Origin of the sequence: Brucella anthropi, from assembly GCF_046630315.1 — a bacterium.
GTDB lineage: Bacteria > Pseudomonadota > Alphaproteobacteria > Rhizobiales > Rhizobiaceae > Brucella > Brucella anthropi_A.
Genome location: NZ_LQBD01000036.1, coordinates 1 through 15,788 on the forward strand (window position 1 = coordinate 1; position 15,788 = coordinate 15,788).

Genomic DNA, 15,788 nt, shown 5'->3' on the forward strand with positions numbered 1-15,788 from the left:
TAGCCGCGCTCGGTAATCTGCGCGACAGCATCGCGCTTGAACTCGTCACTGAAATTGCCAGACCCCATCATGGCCTCCTTGCCTCAAAAATAGGGAAGAAAGCGTCCACAAATCTAGGGGCTATTCAATACTTATCTGCAACCGTTTTGGCGCTTAGGCCTTTCTGATGGCGTAGATGGTCCGCCCACCGGCCAATGTCTTTCGGTGTGATGGCGTGGGCGTCTTCATGTTCAAGGAAGCTTATAAGTGCGCTCAGCTTCTGGCGATAATCTCCAACCGTTCGGGCTGATTTCCCGTCCGCAAGGTGGTCTTTCTCCCATCGTTCGAACAGTTGGGTTAACGTTAGCGCCGGTCGAGCTACCGCAGTTGCCTGTGATTCCTCTGGAGCCTCAAAGGCTGGAAAGCGTTCTGCGTTCAGGTCAGGACCATAATCCCCACTGCCACGGCGCTCCAACAATAGGGCAAGCTCACGAGCAGCTTTGTCGAATTGTTCCAGAAGTTTTTCACGGGAGGCCGTATCCACGGATAGGTGATGTTCAGATAGAACGCCATCAACCCAAGACCCTAACCGCTCATCCAAGCTCCTTTGACCGATCATAAGAGAACCGTAGGCGCTGGCCTGCTGCCGTGCTTCTATTGCATCCCAGTCACGGGCACGTTTCGCCCATAGCGCCGCCTCGCCGGGTTCATCTTCCAAAGCCTGACGCATGGTGAGGTAATACCGACCAGCGAGCGCCACGCACTGCCGTAGCGTCAAAGATATTGGCTGTTCAGCGAAGGAAAGCCAGATGCGGTCAAACTCGGTTTGTGCCTCATTACCCCTACGTTTGGCTTCCGCAACGTCTTTCGTTTGCAGGGAAACCGTAAGATCGTTGCCGATTAGAGGTGTGAAAACTTGACCGTCGATGGTTACGGTCACGCGTTTCCCTTTCGCCACACTCCGTAAGGGAGCTGGAACACGCTGCCTGTACCAATAGACGCCTGTACGGGGATGCTTATAAGGGCGGGGCATAAAAAGAACCATGTGTGTCACCTGTGTGTAGCACAAGCGACCTCAAAAAACTTAGCAAACCCTTATACTTATGGGAAATCAAGAAGATAGAATGGTGCTGCGAGAGAGGATTGAACTCTCGACCTCTCCCTTACCAAGGGAGTGCTCTACCACTGAGCTACCGCAGCAATCTCTTGAGTGCGGCGGACTTCTGCCACATCATTACGCAAATCGCAAGCAAGCAATTGCATTTCTTTTCACATAATGTGGAAATCTGCCGGGCACGCATTTGAAACCCGCTTTTCCGGCTCTTTTTCCCGTAGTAAAAGACCGCCATGAGCGAAAATACGACCAATAAAGAGAAACAGACCCAATCGGACCAGCGCAAAAAACGCCGGGCCGAGGAATTGCGGGCGAATCTGATGCGCCGCAAAGCACAATCCAGATCGCGTCGTGCCGGTGAAGCCGATGAACGCAACGACGGCATCACCGCCGCCAGCAGCGATACAGACTGAGAATCACAGCAAAAAGCCTTCCTTGAAGATAGGGGGGCTCTGCGATAAAAGCTCATTTCTGTTCTTCGCAGCGATATCGTCCCATCGTGATTCGTGTTTGACGTATTTTGGCCGCAAGACTCGTAATTTCATGACCCAACGCCGCCGCGCCGCAAGGGCTGCCGGATCTGGTGCAATTTATCGGGCAAGGCATCGGCCCAGAAGGTGACACAGCATGGATCGCATTAAAATCGTCGGCGGCAACAAGCTCAACGGCGTTATTCCCATTTCCGGTGCCAAGAATGCCGCCCTACCGTTGATGATCGCCTCGCTTCTGACCGACGATACGCTGACGCTGGAAAATGTGCCGCATCTGGCCGACGTCGAGCAGCTGATCCGCATCCTCAGCAATCACGGCGTCGATTATTCGGTCAATGGCCGTCGCGAGCATCAGAATGGAGCCTATTCGCGCACCATCCATTTCACCGCCCGCAACATCGTCACCACCACCGCGCCTTATGAACTCGTGTCCAAGATGCGCGCGAGCTTCTGGGTGATCGGCCCGCTTCTGGCGCGCACCGGCGAGGCAACCGTGTCGCTGCCGGGCGGCTGCGCCATCGGCACCCGTCCCGTGGACCTGCTGCTGGAATCCCTCCAGGCGCTGGGAGCGGAAATCGATATTGAGAACGGCTATGCCAAGGCCCGCGCGCCGAAGGGCGGCCTTGTCGGCGCACGCTACAGCTTTCCGAAAGTGTCTGTCGGCGCAACCCATGTCATGCTGATGGCGGCAACGCTCGCCAAGGGCGAAACCATCATCGAAAATGCCGCCCGCGAACCGGAAGTCGTCAACCTTGCCGACTGCCTCAATGCGATGGGCGCCCGGATCACCGGTGCGGGCACCAGCACGATCCATATCGAAGGCGTTACCAGCCTTTCGGGCGCGCGCGTGCGTGTCATTCCCGATCGTATTGAAACCGGAACCTATGCCATGGCTGTCGCCATGACGGGCGGCGATGTGCTTCTGGAAGGCGCGCAGGAATGCCAGCTTTCCGCCGCACTTGAAACATTGCGTCAGGCTGGCGCAGAAATCACCGAGACCAATAGCGGTCTGCGCGTCGTGCGCAACGGTCACGGCATCCACCCCGTCGACGTCACGACCGACCCCTTCCCCGGTTTCCCGACCGATTTGCAGGCCCAGTTCATGGGCCTGATGACCAAGGCAAAGGGCACCTCGCACATCACGGAAACGATTTTTGAAAATCGCTTCATGCATGTGCAGGAGCTGGCGCGTCTTGGCGCAAAAATTTCCCTGTCCGGCCAGACGGCAACCGTCGAGGGCGTGGAACGCCTGAAGGGCGCACAGGTGATGGCAACGGATCTGCGCGCCTCCGTTTCGCTTGTGATCGCCGGTCTTGCCGCCGAGGGCGAAACCATGGTCAACCGCGTCTATCATCTGGATCGCGGCTTCGAACGGCTTGAGGAAAAGCTGTCGCGGTGCGGCGCGATCGTCGAACGCATCAGCGGTTGACAGGGCCTGGCCGGAGTGACCTTCATTGCTCCGGCTGTTGCCCGCCCAATCTTCGGGAAACCAATCGGACAGCGACAGGCTTGAAAAGCCTGTCGATTTTTTGGTTTCGACATGCCAAGTTGGTAATCGGCCAAGTTGGTAATCAGCCAAGTGGGTAATTGATCTTCCGCCCGCCGGGCGCTTTTATTGACCGACAATGGAAAAGTGGTGCTGGACGATGGATATGTTGAAGCTTGTGGCGCTGGATGAGGAGGATTTGCAGGTTCTCTCCGCTCATCTTCAGGACGCAGTTTTGAAAGTATCCGATCTCCAGTATATCGGGAACGAAAAGCGTTTCATCCTGACGGCAAACCGTTTTGTCTGGGAAGAAAGCAAGCCGAGATTCCTGCGCAAGCCGCAATACCAGCGCCGACGCACCGCCCTGCATTTCAACCGTGTGATTGCGGCGAAGGCAACCGGCATCAATCGCCAGAAACCCGATGATGTGCTTTCCCTGATGGCCATCCGGTTCACCGCCGGCGACACACCGGCCGGAACAATAGAACTGACTTTTTCGGCAAATGCGGCTATCCGTCTTGAAGTCGAATGCATCGAGGCGCAAATGACGGACCTCGGCGCGGCATGGGAAACAGAATCGCTTCCCCGCCATAACGTCTGAGAGAAGGTTCCGCACAACCGTCTTTCGTCCGCCGGGCACAGGTCCGGCAAGCATATTTGAAGGAACAGAAGCGTGGTCAAGACGCTCAGACAAACCGATCCCGATTTCGAGAATAATTTCGAGATATTTCTGGCAGGCAAGCGCGAGGCGTCCGAGGATGTCGATCGCGCGGCCCGCGAAATCGTCGACCGCGTGCGCCGGGAAGGCGACAGCGCGCTCATCGACTATTCGCGCCGCTTCGACCGGATCGATCTCGAAAAAACCGGCATCGCGGTCACAGAGGCCGAAATCGACGCGGCTTTCGATGCGGCCCCGGCATCGACGGTCGAAGCGCTGAAGCTTGCCCGTGAGCGCATCGAAAAACATCATGCGCGGCAGTTGCCGAAGGATGACCGCTATACCGATGCGCTTGGCGTGGAGCTTGGCTCGCGCTGGACGGCCATCGAGGCTGTGGGGCTTTATGTCCCAGGCGGCACGGCAAGCTATCCCAGTTCCGTCCTGATGAACGCCGTTCCCGCCAAGGTGGCGGGCGTGGAGCGCATCGTCATGGTGGTTCCGGCCCCCGACGGCATTCTCAATCCGCTGGTTCTGGTGGCTGCCCGTCTGGCGGGCGTTTCCGAGATTTATCGTGTCGGCGGCGCGCAGGCCGTCGCGGCGCTTGCCTACGGCACCGAAACCATTCGCCCCGTTGCCAAGATCGTGGGCCCCGGCAATGCCTATGTGGCCGCCGCCAAGCGCATCGTTTTCGGCACGGTCGGCATCGACATGATCGCAGGCCCGTCGGAAGTGCTGATCATCGCCGACAAGGACAACAATCCTGACTGGATCGCCGCCGATCTTCTTGCGCAGGCCGAGCACGATGCCGCCGCGCAATCCATCCTGATGACCGATGACGAGGCTCTGGCGACGGCAGTGGAGGAGGCTGTTGAAAGGCAGCTTCGCACCCTGCCGCGCGCGCAGACGGCTGCCGCAAGCTGGCGCGATTTCGGGGCCGTTATTCTGGTCGAGGATTTCGAGGCAGCCATTCCGCTTGCCAATCGCATCGCAGCCGAGCATCTGGAAATCGCCACCGCCGATCCGGAAGCCCTGCTGCCAAAAATTCGCAATGCGGGATCGATCTTCATCGGCGGCTATACGCCCGAAGTGATCGGCGATTATGTCGGCGGCTGCAACCATGTTCTGCCGACGGCGCGCTCGGCGCGTTTCTCATCGGGCCTGTCCGTTCTCGATTACATGAAGCGCACGTCGCTCCTCAAGCTCGGCCCCGATCAGCTGCGTGTGCTGGGGCCGGCTGCAATCGAGATTGCCCGCGCTGAAGGCCTTGATGCCCATGCGCAGTCTGTCGCCATCCGGTTGAATCTATGAGGTGACATGACTGCCGGTGTTCCAGATGCCCGCCTTGTTGACGTCGAGCTCGATGAATCCATCGGGCGTTCGACGCCTGATGTCGAGCATGAACGCGCGGTGGCCATTTTTGACCTTATCGAAGAAAACTCCTTCCACCCGATCGGAGACGATAAGGGCGGGCCTTACCGGCTGAAGCTTTCGCTGATGGAATCACGGCTGATCTTCGCGATCACGCGGGAAAGCGGGGAGGATGTCGCAACCCATATTCTCTCGCTCACGCCGCTGCGGCGTGTCGTTCGGGATTATTTCATGATTTGCGAAAGCTATTATCAGGCGATCCGGTCCGCGACCCCGAGCAAGATCGAGGCAATCGACATGGGGCGGCGCGGCCTGCACAATGAAGGATCGCAAACCCTGCAAGCGCGGTTGAAGGGCAAGATCGAGGTTGATTTCAACACGGCCCGGCGGCTTTTCACACTTGTCTGCGTCCTGCACTGGAGAGGCTGACCATCGATGACCGTCACCGATGCCTCCCCTGCCAATGTGCGTGCCGACGACAAGGAGGATCATAAACCGCGCTTGCCGAAATCGCTGCTTTTCGTCTGCGGCAAGAATGCAATTCGTTCGCCCATGGCGGAATTGCTTGCAAGAAAGGCCCTGCCGCCCAATATTTATGTGGCGTCGGCAGGCGTGAAGCGGGGCGAGCGCGATCCGTTTGTCGATGCGGTTCTTCAGGAAGAGGGTCTCTCGCTCGACAACCGGCAGCCGCGCGGCCTTGAAGAACTTGCGGACGGTTATTTCGACCTGATCGTAACGCTGACGCCGCTTGCCCATCACACCGTGCTGGAGCGGATGCGCGGGTTCTCGGTCGATGTCGAATATTGGCCGACGCCCGACCCGACCCTTGTTACAGGCAGCAGGGACCAGATCATGGCGGCCTATCGCGATGTGCGTGACCGCCTGAAGCGGCAAATCACGCAGCGTTTCGATAAGCAATAAGTTCGCGGAATTCCGTTGTTCACAAATGCCGCCTAATCATATAGGTTCCGCGCAAATTCAGACCTAAAGACCGCTCGAGAGCGGCATTTTATCGAAGAAAGAAACAGGTATCGCATGGCGAAAGAAGAAGTCCTAGAATTTCCGGGTGTTGTTACGGAACTGTTGCCGAATGCCATGTTCCGCGTGAAGCTCGAGAACGAACATGAGATCATCGCCCATACGGCCGGCCGCATGCGCAAGAATCGCATCCGCGTTCTGGCCGGTGACAAGGTGCTGGTTGAAATGACCCCTTACGACCTGACCAAGGGCCGCATCACCTACCGCTTCAAGTAAGCAATCCGTTCCAGGAAATGTCTATTCGATGAGCGCGCAACACAAGCTGGTTCTTGCCTCCGGTTCTCCACGCAGGATCGAGCTTCTGGGGCAGGCAGGCATCGAACCGGACCATATCTGTCCGGCCGATATAGATGAGACGCCGCAGCGTGGCGAACATCCGCGCTCGCTGGCGAAGCGTCTGTCGCGGGAAAAGGCGCGCCGGGCCGAGGAGCAGCTGAAGGACGATGCGAATTTCGCACATGCCTTCATTCTTGCAGCCGACACGGTTGTGGCCGTTGGCCGCCGCATCCTCCCCAAGGCGGAGATTGCCGACGAAGCGCGGGAATGCCTGCGCCTGCTTTCGGGGCGCACGCACAAGGTCTTCACCGGGGTGAGCCTCGTCCTGCCGAATGGAAACCTGCGCCAGACACTGGTTGAAACAAGGCTGCGTTTCGAGCGGCTGTCCCGACAAGAGATGGATGCCTATCTCTCCTCCGGCGAATGGCGGGGCAAGGCGGGCGGCTATGCCATACAGGGCCTGGCGGGCAGCTTTGTCGTCAAGCTGGTTGGCTCCTATACCAATGTGGTGGGATTGCCGTTGCAGGAGACGATAGGCCTGCTGCGCGATGTCGGCTATCCGGTTTACGCCAACTGGAACAGCGGAAAAGTCTGAAAAACTGCCATGAGCGACAAGAAGGACATATCAGCAGCAGCGGGCGCCCGCGTGACGCCCTTGCGCCCGACGCGCCCCTGCCCGGAATGCGGAAAGCCCTCGGCGCGCGAATCCTATCCGTTCTGTTCGCCGCGCTGCAAAAGCATCGACCTCAATCGCTGGCTGTCGGGCAGTTATGTCTTGCCGGGAAAGCCGCTTGATGAAGAGGAAGAAGAGGGAAACTAGACGGTTTCAAAGCATCTTCCTGCAATGAAATCAGCTATTTATCGAAACTGTGCGAAAAGCTGATAAAAATTGCGATACGGTGCTGGACAGCGCGGAATTTAATGCTATAACCCACCCACTTCCGGCGGGAACCAACACCGCCTCGAACGAGCGAACAGCTTGTTACGGATGCCCGGATAGCTCAGTTGGTAGAGCAGCGGATTGAAAATCCGCGTGTCGGTGGTTCGAATCCGCCTCCGGGCACCACTTTTCATTTAAAACATCAAGTAATTCGATTGCTTAGGCTTGAGAGTCTCACTCCACCTAAAGCCCCCCCCTTTCATGCTTTTGGTGGAAGCATCATGCCAACCAATATAATTCCGTATCCGAAACGATTACCCCCCTTCTGAACGCGGATTGCCGATATCAGCAATATAGCATGATACAGGCTGATATTGACTTGTACGCCTGATTGACGTACATAAAGCCAACAACAACTAGCTTAAGGAGGCTGACATGTTGGCTTTCCATGATGAAGTTAGCGACATTGACGAAAAGAGCAGCGAAAGGATGAACTTTCGCACCAAGCCTCGGATCAAGAGGACCATACAGCGCGCAGCCGCTCTTTCTGGCGTGGATGACTCAGTCTTCACCATGAGCGCGGCATACAAGGCTGCGATGGAAACCATTGCTGCGCATGAGCGCACGCTGTTGCAGCCGGTGGACCATGAAGCATTCTTTACGCTTCTCGATAATCCTCCTGAGCCGACCGCCCATTTGAAGGCAGCATTTGCCCGCCACAGAAAGACGGTCATTTCCAAGTGACGCAGGAAACTTCCGGTCTGCATATCATCGAGCCGTTCGATCCAGCCAAACATGATCGAGCGGCTTTTTCTTGTGGTGTGCCGCAAGTTGATAACTTCCTCAAGCTGACGGCGAACAAGCTATCCAGGGCCGATGCAATCCGCGTCTTTGTCCTGACCAGCGCCACATATGAGCTTATGGGCTTTTATGCCCTCAATGTTCATTCCGTCGATTACCAGGACCTCCCGGCGCAATATGCCAAAAACCGACCAGGCCACGGCAACATTCCTGCTGCATATATTTCAATGATAGGCGTGGACAGCCGCTTTCAAGGGCAAGGGTTAGGGGAAACCCTGCTCATTGATGCCATGGAGCGGATTGTCATGGTTGCCGACCAGATAGGCATAAGCGTTATCATGCTTGATGTGCTGGATTGCGGCGACGAGAAGAACACTGCGCGCAGGCTGCGGCTTTATACAGAAAGGTTTGGCTTCACGCCTTTGCCTTCCAATCCGCTTCGGCTTTTCATCCCTATTAAAACTGTCAGAGCGGCTCTCATGGGCTGATTGCCAGTTACCAGCCTCGCGCACGACAGGCACCCTGCCCGCCTTCGACGTTCCGGCAGGCTGACTGTTCGTTGTGGGCGACGCGCTGATGATCCACTTTCTATAAGCGAAAAAGCCGCGCTTCCCGGCGCGGCTTTTCAGCATTCAAAAACGATGGCGTTCAGCCCTTGAACGTGTATTCCGCAATCGATTGCGGCTTCATTTCAATCGAGAAGCCCGGCAGTGACGGCGGCATATAGGCCGCATCCTTGATCACGCATGGATCGATGAAGTGTTCGTGCAGATGATCGACATATTCGATCACGCGGCCTTCCTTGGTTCCGGAAACGGCCACATAATCGATCATCGACAGATGCTGCACATATTCGCACAGGCCCACACCGCCTGCATGCGGCCAGACCGGCTTGCCGAACTTGGCCGCCATCAGCAGCACGGCCAGAACTTCGTTCAGGCCGCCCATGCGGCACGAATCGATCTGCACGATGTCGATGGCGCCTTCCGCGATGAACTGCTTGAACATGATGCGGTTCTGGCACATTTCGCCGGTCGCGACCTTTATCTGGCCGATGGCCTCGCGGATCTTGCGATGGCCCGCCACATCGTCAGGGCTGGTCGGCTCCTCGATGAAGAAGGGCTTGCAGAAGGCCAGCTTGTTGACCCATTCGATGGCCTGACCGACCTCCCAGACCTGATTGGCGTCGATCATCAGATAGCGGTCCGGGCCGATCACTTCACGCGCGATGGTGAGACGACGGATATCGTCTTCCAGATCGCGGCCAACCTTCATCTTGACGTGGTCGAAGCCCTCGTCAATGGCTTCCTGGCAGAGACGGCGCAGCTTGTCGTCGTTATAGCCAAGCCAGCCAGCGGACGTCGTGTAGCAGGCATAGCCTTCCGCCTCGAGCGTGGCGATGCGCTCAGCCTTGCCGGCTTCCGCCTTGCGCAGGATCGCGACGGCTTCATCGCGCGTCAGCGCGTCGGTCAGATAGCGATAATCGACGATATCGGCGATCTCTTCCGGCGACATGTCGGCGACAAGCCGCCATACCGGCTTGCCCGCCTGCTTGGCAGCCAGGTCCCAGAAGGCGTTGACGACGGCGCCGGTGGCCAGATGCATCGCGCCCTTGTCCGGGCCGATCCAGCGCAGCTGGCTGTCGCCCGTCAGATAGCGCCAGAACTTGCCGGGCGCGGCGCGAAAATCTTCCAGCGAAGCGCCCACGACCAGATGGCGCATGGCAAGAATGGCCTGACAGCAGATATCGTTGCCGCGACCGATGGTGAAGGTGAGACCATGGCCTTTCAGCGCCGCGTCATCCGTGTCGAGAATGACATAGGCCGCCGAATAATCCGGGTCCGGGTTCATGGCGTCCGAGCCATCCAGACTTTGCGAAGTCGGAAAGCGGAGATCGAAGACGCGCAGGTCAGTGATTTTCGTCATGATTGTTTCCGTGATCGGAGCATGATCCCAAAAGGCGGCAGGCGGTTTTGGGACCATGCCAAAAAGCCTAGATGTCGGCGCGCACGTTCTGCTTCTGCGTGCCGAGGCCCTCAATGCCGAGTTCCACGACATCGCCAGCCTTGAGATAGCGCGGCGGCTTCATGCCCATGCCGACGCCGGGAGGCGTGCCGGTGGAGATGATGTCGCCCGGCTGCAAGGACATGAACTGCGAGAGATAGGATACGAGATAGCGCACGCCATAAACCATGGTCTTCGTCGAGCCGTCCTGCATGGTTTCACCATTGACGGTGAGCCACATCTTGAGATCCTGCGGGTCGGCAACTTCGTCCTTGGTGACGAGCCACGGGCCGGTCGGGCCAAATGTGTCGCAGGACTTACCCTTGGTCCACTGACCGGCGCGCTCGATCTGGAAAGCGCGTTCGGAAACGTCGTGCAGCGTGCAATAGCCCGCGACATAATCGAGCGCGTCTTCTTCCGAGACATATTTCGCGGTTTTGCCGATGACGATGCCAAGCTCGACTTCCCAGTCGGTCTTTTCAGAGCCGCGCGGGATCAGCAGGTCGTCGTTGGGGCCGACGATGGCCGAGGTGGCCTTCATGAAGATGACCGGCTCCGGCGGCACGGCCATGCCGGATTCGGCAGCGTGGTCGGCATAGTTGAGCCCGATGCAGATGAACTTGCCGGTGCCCGCAACGCACGGGCCAAGGCGCGGATTGCCTTCAACCTTCGGCAGCGCATTGACGTCGACCGCGCCAAGCTTGGCCAGGGCATCCGGGGCCAGAGCCGCGCCGGAAAGATCGCCTATATGGGCGGAAAGATCGCGGATCGCGCCGTCGGCATCGAGAAGGCCCGGCTTTTCCTGACCGGCTTCACCGTAACGAAGAAATTTCATGAGTTTGCTCCTTTGAGAGGATGAAAGAGAGGGCGCTGAGACTAAATCGTCCAGCCGCCATCAATGTTGTAGGCTTGGCCGGTGGTATAAGTTGCACCGGCGAGGTAAACGGCAAGTTCCGCAATCTCTTCCGGCTGGCCGATACGGCCAATCGGCTGGCGGGCGATGAAGGCGGCGCGCTGTTCTTCATAATCGCCCTGCGCACGCAGACGGTCCTGCAAGGACGGGCTTTCAACCGTGCCGGGGCAGATGGCATTGCAGCGGATGCCCTTGGTGACATAATCGGCAGCAACGGCTTTGGTAAGGCCGATGACGGCAGCCTTGGTGACGCCATAGGCAAAGCGGTTCGGCACACCCTTCACGCTCGATGCGACGGAAGCCATGTTGACGATAGAACCGTCCTTGCGTTCCAGCATGCCCGGCAGCACGGCGCGGATGGTGCGGATCATCGAACGGATGTTGAGATTGACCGCGAAATCGAGGTCTTCGTCCTTCATTTCAAGGATGGAACCGCCATGGACGACACCGGCACAGTTGAACAGGATGTCCACCTGCCCGATTTCGGCGACAAGCGCCTTCACTTCCGCGTCGTCAAGCACGTTGAGCTTGCGGGTGATGATGCCGTTGACACCTTCGATTTCGCTGAGCACATCCATGTTGATGTCGGTCGCATAGACCCTGGCGCCGGCTTCCGCAAAGGCCAGCGCGCTTGCGCGGCCAATGCCTTGAGCTGCTGCCGTCACCAGCGCGGTTTTTCCATCAAAACGTATCGTCATTCTTCAAGCCTTCCGTTCGACAAGCAGGATGTGGTCGCAAGCCAGCACCACTTCGTCCCGCTGGTTAAGCACTTCGCAGCGTTCCGTCACGCGGCCCATGGCGGCGCGCTTGGGGTCGTCTTCTTTTGCACTGATCGTCACGCGCGTGCGGATCGTATCGCCGATATGCACCGGACGCACGAAACGAAGCCGGTCATAACCATAGGAAAATGCGACAGGGTTGATCAGCGTCGCGGTCAGCCCGACGCCGATGGCAAAGATCATCGTGCCGTGGGCGATGCGCTGGCCGCCCGGCAAGGTCTTCGCAAATTCCGCATCCATGTGGTGCGGGAAGAAATCGCCCGTATGACCGGCGTGAACCACGAAATCCGTTTCGGTGATCGTGCGGCCATAGGTCATGCGCCCGGACCCCAGTTCATAATCTTCAAAATAGATTATCTGTTCGGCCATGGTCAAAACTCCGGCTTTGCGGCAAGCGGCGTGGCGGGTGCGGCGCTTGACCGATAGGCCGCCTCGACCAGCGCCATGGTGTGCCAGGCATCCTCGACCGAGCCGACCAGTTCGGCATCCTCGCCTGTCGCGAAGCGCTGCAACTGCGCCATGCGGTTCAGGAATGCGTCGGGGAACCATGCGCCTTCCAGCGGCACGCAAACCCAGTCATCGCCGCCCTTGGGCCTGATCCACAATTCATCCGGCTCGCCGCGCGGATAGTCGAGATTGACGCCGAGTTTCACATAGGCCGCACCCTCTGTCCCGCAGATGCGGAACTCGCAAGCCTGAAACTTGCGGCCGAAATCATGATCGTGATTGATCGACAGCGCGCAGCGCACGCGGTCGCCGTAATCGAGGATTGCCGCCGTGCGCGTCTGCGCCACATCGTGGTTCGGATGGCCGATAGTCTTGGCGTGAACACCCAAGGGATCGCCCAAAAGCCCGCGCACGAAATCCAGATAATGGATCGAGTGCATGGCGATTTCGATGCGCGGCAGGCCTTTGAGGAAAGGCCACAGGCCCCATGGGGTCGCAAGCGCCAGCCATGCGTCGAAATCCACCACTTCGCCCAGCCAGCCCTTGTCGACGGCGTCGTAAAGGGCGAGCATCATCGGCGCAAAACGCAGCTGGAAATTCACCGCCGCTTTCAGATTGCGCGCACGGCAGACCTTCAGGATTTCCGTTGCCGCTGCCAGATCGCCGCCCATCGGCTTCTGGATCAGACATGCCGCCCCTTCGGGCAATTGAGCGAGGATCGATGCATGGGCCGAGGGCGGCGTCGCCAGATCGAAGATCGCGCCCTTAACGGCTATCGCTTCCTCCAGGCTTGCAAAAGCCTTCACGCCCCATTGGCCGACCAGCGCCGATGCCTTGTCCAGATTGGGATCGAAAATGCCTGCAACCGGAAAGCCGCCCTTTTGATAGGCGGGCAGATGCGCGTCGCCGACAATGCTGCCCGCGCCGAAAATCACGATGGGTTTCGGTTTGGACGGCCTTGCCCACCATTGGCGCAGCTGCTTTGGGTCGAAAGCGTCAGTCATGATGAAAAACCTCCTCCATCATCGCCCACCACTCACCTTCTTTCCGGGTCTCGAGCGGCTTCTGGCATGGCATGCAGACCGACCACCATTCCTGATTCTTCGGGTTATCGGCCATCTTCTTCATATCGGCCTCAAAATCGGTGCCGACATAGTCCCATGTGCCGAACAACAGGTTCTCCGGCTCTTTGAGAAAGATCGTATAATTGGTGATGTTGCACTGGGAAATGAGCGCCAGAATTTCCGGCCACACGGCAGCGTGCAGCTTTTTATATTCCGCGATCTTCTCGGGCCTGAGCCCGATCACCATGCCCATTCTTTGTTTCCGGCTTTGAACCATCACGACCTCGCGATCTCGCGGGTGAATTCGGAAATCGACCGCGAACGCACCGCATCCCAATCCCACGCGATGCCGATGCCCGGCTCCGATGGAGCGATGGCATGGCCGTCACGGATTTCCATGCCTTTGGTGGTCAGATCATCAAGCTGCGGGATATATTCGACATAGCGCCCGTTCTGCACGGCACAAGTGAGGCTGACATGCAGTTCCATCAGGAAGTGCGGGCAGACCGGAATGTCGAAGGCTTCCGCAGCGTGCGCCACTTTCAGCCATGGCGTGATGCCGCCGATGCGCGCCACATCCACCTGCACGATGGAGCAGGCGCCTTTCTGCATATATTCGCGGAAATGGCGGATCGAATAGATCGATTCACCGACCGCGATGGGCGTCGCGGTGGAGCGCGTGAGGCGGATATGGCCGTCGAGATCGTCGGCGGGAAGCGGCTCCTCGATCCATGCGAGATCAAGCTCCTTCAGGCGCTCGGCGCGACGGATCGCTTCATCGACCGTAAAGCCCTGATTGCAGTCGGTCATGATCTCGAAACCGTCCCCCACGGCTGCGCGCACTGCCGAAAGACGCGCATGGTCTTCCGCGCCATGCGGCTTGCCGATCTTGACCTTGGAGCCGGAAAAGCCCCTGGCCTTGGCTTCCATGGCATCCTCGACCAGCGCTTCCTTTTCGATATGCAGCCAGCCGCCCTCGGTCGTGTAAAGCGGACACCGATCCTTGGCGCCGCCTGCAAGTTTCCACAGCGGCAGGTTCTGCTTCTTGGCACGCAGATCCCAAAGGGCCGTATCGATGGCCGCGAGCGCCAGCGCGGTGATCGCGCCGATGGTGGTGGCATGGGTTGCAAATTCGAGCTTGCGCCAGATCGCCTCGATGCAATCGGCATCCTCACCGATGATCAGCGGCACCAGATGATCGCTCAACAGCCGCATGACGGACGAGCCGCCGGTGCCGATCGTATAGCTGTAGCCCGTACCCACCGCGCCATCGCTGTCGGTGATGGTGACGATGGGCGTTTCCTGGCTGACAAAGCTCTGGATCGCATCGGTACGCCTGACCTTCGGCGGAAGGTCGACCATGCGCAGTTCGACTTTTTCAATGCGCGCCATGACTAGACCGCCAGACTCTTGCCGCTGGCCGCATCGAACAGATGCGCCTGCGACAGATCGAAATGCATGGAGATGGCTTCACCGGCATTGAGCGTGCGCGGATTGAGCATGCGCGCCACCCATTCCCTGCCCGCGAATTCGACAAAGACCAGCGTTTCATTGCCGAGCGGCTCGGTGATCGAAACGCGCATGTCCTTTTCATGCACGGCCTCGCCGGTGGAAAGGCCGTGCCCTTTCGGGAAAATATCGTCCGGGCGCAGACCGAATGTCACCTTCGCGCCGTCCGTGACCCTGTCCTTGAACTGCCGGGGCACCGGCAGGCGGTCGCCATTGGCGAAGACCAGCTCCGCGCCCTGCACCGTTGCCTCGGCCATATTCATGGGCGGCGAACCGATAAAGCCCGCGACAAACTGCGTTGCCGGGCGCTTGAACACTTCATCCGGCGTTCCGACCTGTTCGATATGGCCGTCGCGCATGATGACGATGCGGTCGGCGAGCGTCATGGCCTCGACCTGGTCATGTGTCACATAAACGACGGTGGACTGCACCTTGGCATGAAGCTTCTTGATTTCGGTGCGCATCTGGGTGCGCAATTTCGCATCGAGATTGGACAGCGGCTCGTCGAACAGGAACACTTCCGGATTGCGCACGATGGCGCGCCCCATGGCGACGCGCTGGCGCTGGCCGCCCGAAAGCTGTGCCGGGCGGCGCTCCATCAGCGCTTCCAGACCGAGGATCGCCGAAGCCTCGTTGACGCGGCGGTCGATTTCCGCCTGCGGCTGTTTGGCGATTTTCAGCGAAAAGCCCATATTCTCGCGCACCGACATATGCGGATAAAGCGCATAGGACTGGAACACCATCGAGATGTTGCGGTCGCGCGGCGGCAGGTCGTTGACTTGCTTGCCGCCGATTTCCAGCGCGCCGTCTGAAATGCTTTCAAGCCCTGCGATCATGCGCAGCGTCGTGGACTTGCCGCAGCCGGAGGGGCCGACAAGTGCGACAAACTCCTTGTCGGCGATTTCGAGATTGATGCCATGCACCACTTCGACAGTGCCGTAACGCTTGACGAGATTTTTGATGGAAAGCTTGGCCATTGTT

General features: G+C 58.6%; 20 protein-coding genes and 2 tRNA genes. 12 read left to right on the forward strand and 10 right to left on the reverse strand.

Annotated features, from left to right (window positions below; all coding sequences use genetic code 11):
• Positions 1 to 124: 124 nt before the first annotated feature.
• Together AVM02_RS15860 and AVM02_RS15865 are read right to left on the reverse strand one after the other, a co-directional pair.
• On the reverse strand, positions 125 to 1,024 hold the full coding sequence (locus AVM02_RS15860; protein WP_411507889.1) for a DUF6538 domain-containing protein: 900 nt from the start codon (positions 1,022 to 1,024) through the stop codon (positions 125 to 127).
• An 80-nt stretch (positions 1,025 to 1,104) separates the two neighbouring features.
• A tRNA-Thr gene (locus tag AVM02_RS15865) sits at positions 1,105 to 1,179 on the reverse strand.
• Positions 1,180 to 1,326: 147 nt separating this feature from the next.
• Here AVM02_RS15865 and AVM02_RS15870 point away from each other — a divergent pair.
• The 12 genes from AVM02_RS15870 (at position 1,327) to AVM02_RS15925 (ending at position 8,579) form a co-directional block, all read left to right on the forward strand.
• Positions 1,327 to 1,506, forward strand: a complete 180-nt coding sequence (locus AVM02_RS15870; protein WP_411507890.1) for a hypothetical protein — start codon at positions 1,327 to 1,329, stop codon at positions 1,504 to 1,506.
• A 214-nt stretch (positions 1,507 to 1,720) separates the two neighbouring features.
• Complete coding sequence (murA, locus tag AVM02_RS15875) at positions 1,721 to 3,013, forward strand: UDP-N-acetylglucosamine 1-carboxyvinyltransferase (RefSeq protein ID WP_411507891.1); 1,293 nt, start codon at positions 1,721 to 1,723, stop codon at positions 3,011 to 3,013.
• 217 nt (positions 3,014 to 3,230) lie between these two features.
• Positions 3,231 to 3,671 (forward strand): DUF2948 family protein, encoded by a 441-nt coding sequence (locus AVM02_RS15880; RefSeq protein WP_411507892.1) that lies wholly within the window; start codon positions 3,231 to 3,233, stop codon positions 3,669 to 3,671.
• Positions 3,672 to 3,743: 72 nt separating this feature from the next.
• A complete protein-coding gene (gene hisD, locus AVM02_RS15885) occupies positions 3,744 to 5,036 on the forward strand; it encodes a histidinol dehydrogenase (protein ID WP_411507893.1) in 1,293 nt (430 codons plus the stop codon).
• Between the two features lie 6 nt (positions 5,037 to 5,042).
• On the forward strand, positions 5,043 to 5,525 hold the full coding sequence (locus AVM02_RS15890) for a UPF0262 family protein (protein WP_411507894.1): 483 nt from the start codon (positions 5,043 to 5,045) through the stop codon (positions 5,523 to 5,525).
• A 6-nt stretch (positions 5,526 to 5,531) separates the two neighbouring features.
• The gene (locus AVM02_RS15895; protein ID WP_411507895.1) at positions 5,532 to 6,017 is read left to right on the forward strand and encodes a low molecular weight phosphatase family protein; all 486 of its coding nucleotides are present in this window, start codon (positions 5,532 to 5,534) and stop codon (positions 6,015 to 6,017) included.
• Positions 6,018 to 6,131: 114 nt separating this feature from the next.
• Positions 6,132 to 6,350 carry a translation initiation factor IF-1 gene (infA, locus tag AVM02_RS15900; protein WP_002965531.1) on the forward strand — a complete coding sequence of 73 codons (219 nt, stop codon included), beginning with the start codon at positions 6,132 to 6,134 and terminating at the stop codon, positions 6,348 to 6,350.
• A gap of 28 nt (positions 6,351 to 6,378) precedes the next feature.
• Positions 6,379 to 7,005: a Maf-like protein gene (locus AVM02_RS15905; protein WP_411507896.1), complete on the forward strand. Its 627-nt coding sequence runs from the start codon at positions 6,379 to 6,381 to the stop codon at positions 7,003 to 7,005.
• Between the two features lie 9 nt (positions 7,006 to 7,014).
• A complete protein-coding gene (gene yacG, locus AVM02_RS15910; protein WP_411507897.1) occupies positions 7,015 to 7,230 on the forward strand; it encodes a DNA gyrase inhibitor YacG in 216 nt (71 codons plus the stop codon).
• Between the two features lie 170 nt (positions 7,231 to 7,400).
• Positions 7,401 to 7,476: transfer RNA gene (locus AVM02_RS15915), tRNA-Phe, on the forward strand.
• 249 nt (positions 7,477 to 7,725) lie between these two features.
• A complete protein-coding gene (locus tag AVM02_RS15920; protein ID WP_009364766.1) occupies positions 7,726 to 8,034 on the forward strand; it encodes a DUF1778 domain-containing protein in 309 nt (102 codons plus the stop codon).
• Positions 8,031 to 8,579, forward strand: a complete 549-nt coding sequence (locus tag AVM02_RS15925; RefSeq protein ID WP_411507898.1) for a GNAT family N-acetyltransferase — start codon at positions 8,031 to 8,033, stop codon at positions 8,577 to 8,579. Before AVM02_RS15920 ends, AVM02_RS15925 begins: the two co-directional genes overlap by 4 nt.
• A gap of 160 nt (positions 8,580 to 8,739) precedes the next feature.
• Here the strand turns inward: AVM02_RS15925 and AVM02_RS15930 are convergent, their stop codons facing one another.
• The 8 genes from AVM02_RS15930 to AVM02_RS15965 form a co-directional block, all read right to left on the reverse strand.
• Entirely contained in the window at positions 8,740 to 10,017 is a 1,278-nt protein-coding gene (locus tag AVM02_RS15930) for an L-fuconate dehydratase (RefSeq protein ID WP_411507899.1), read from the reverse strand.
• Between the two features lie 67 nt (positions 10,018 to 10,084).
• Positions 10,085 to 10,930, reverse strand: a complete 846-nt coding sequence (locus AVM02_RS15935) for a fumarylacetoacetate hydrolase family protein (protein ID WP_411507900.1) — start codon at positions 10,928 to 10,930, stop codon at positions 10,085 to 10,087.
• Positions 10,931 to 10,971: 41 nt separating this feature from the next.
• Entirely contained in the window at positions 10,972 to 11,706 is a 735-nt protein-coding gene (locus AVM02_RS15940) for an SDR family oxidoreductase (RefSeq protein WP_411507901.1), read from the reverse strand.
• Positions 11,707 to 11,709: 3 nt separating this feature from the next.
• Positions 11,710 to 12,156 (reverse strand): MaoC/PaaZ C-terminal domain-containing protein, encoded by a 447-nt coding sequence (locus AVM02_RS15945; RefSeq protein WP_411507902.1) that lies wholly within the window; start codon positions 12,154 to 12,156, stop codon positions 11,710 to 11,712.
• Between the two features lie 2 nt (positions 12,157 to 12,158).
• The gene (locus tag AVM02_RS15950; RefSeq protein ID WP_411507903.1) at positions 12,159 to 13,238 is read right to left on the reverse strand and encodes a Gfo/Idh/MocA family protein; all 1,080 of its coding nucleotides are present in this window, start codon (positions 13,236 to 13,238) and stop codon (positions 12,159 to 12,161) included.
• On the reverse strand, positions 13,231 to 13,575 hold the full coding sequence (locus AVM02_RS15955) for an L-rhamnose mutarotase (RefSeq protein WP_411507904.1): 345 nt from the start codon (positions 13,573 to 13,575) through the stop codon (positions 13,231 to 13,233). The genes AVM02_RS15950 and AVM02_RS15955 overlap by 8 nt, the downstream gene beginning before the upstream one ends.
• A complete protein-coding gene (locus AVM02_RS15960; protein ID WP_411507905.1) occupies positions 13,575 to 14,690 on the reverse strand; it encodes a mandelate racemase/muconate lactonizing enzyme family protein in 1,116 nt (371 codons plus the stop codon). The genes AVM02_RS15955 and AVM02_RS15960 overlap by 1 nt, the downstream gene beginning before the upstream one ends.
• A 2-nt stretch (positions 14,691 to 14,692) precedes the next feature.
• Positions 14,693 to 15,784, reverse strand: a complete 1,092-nt coding sequence (locus AVM02_RS15965) for an ABC transporter ATP-binding protein (protein WP_411507906.1) — start codon at positions 15,782 to 15,784, stop codon at positions 14,693 to 14,695.
• Positions 15,785 to 15,788: the final 4 nt, after the last annotated feature.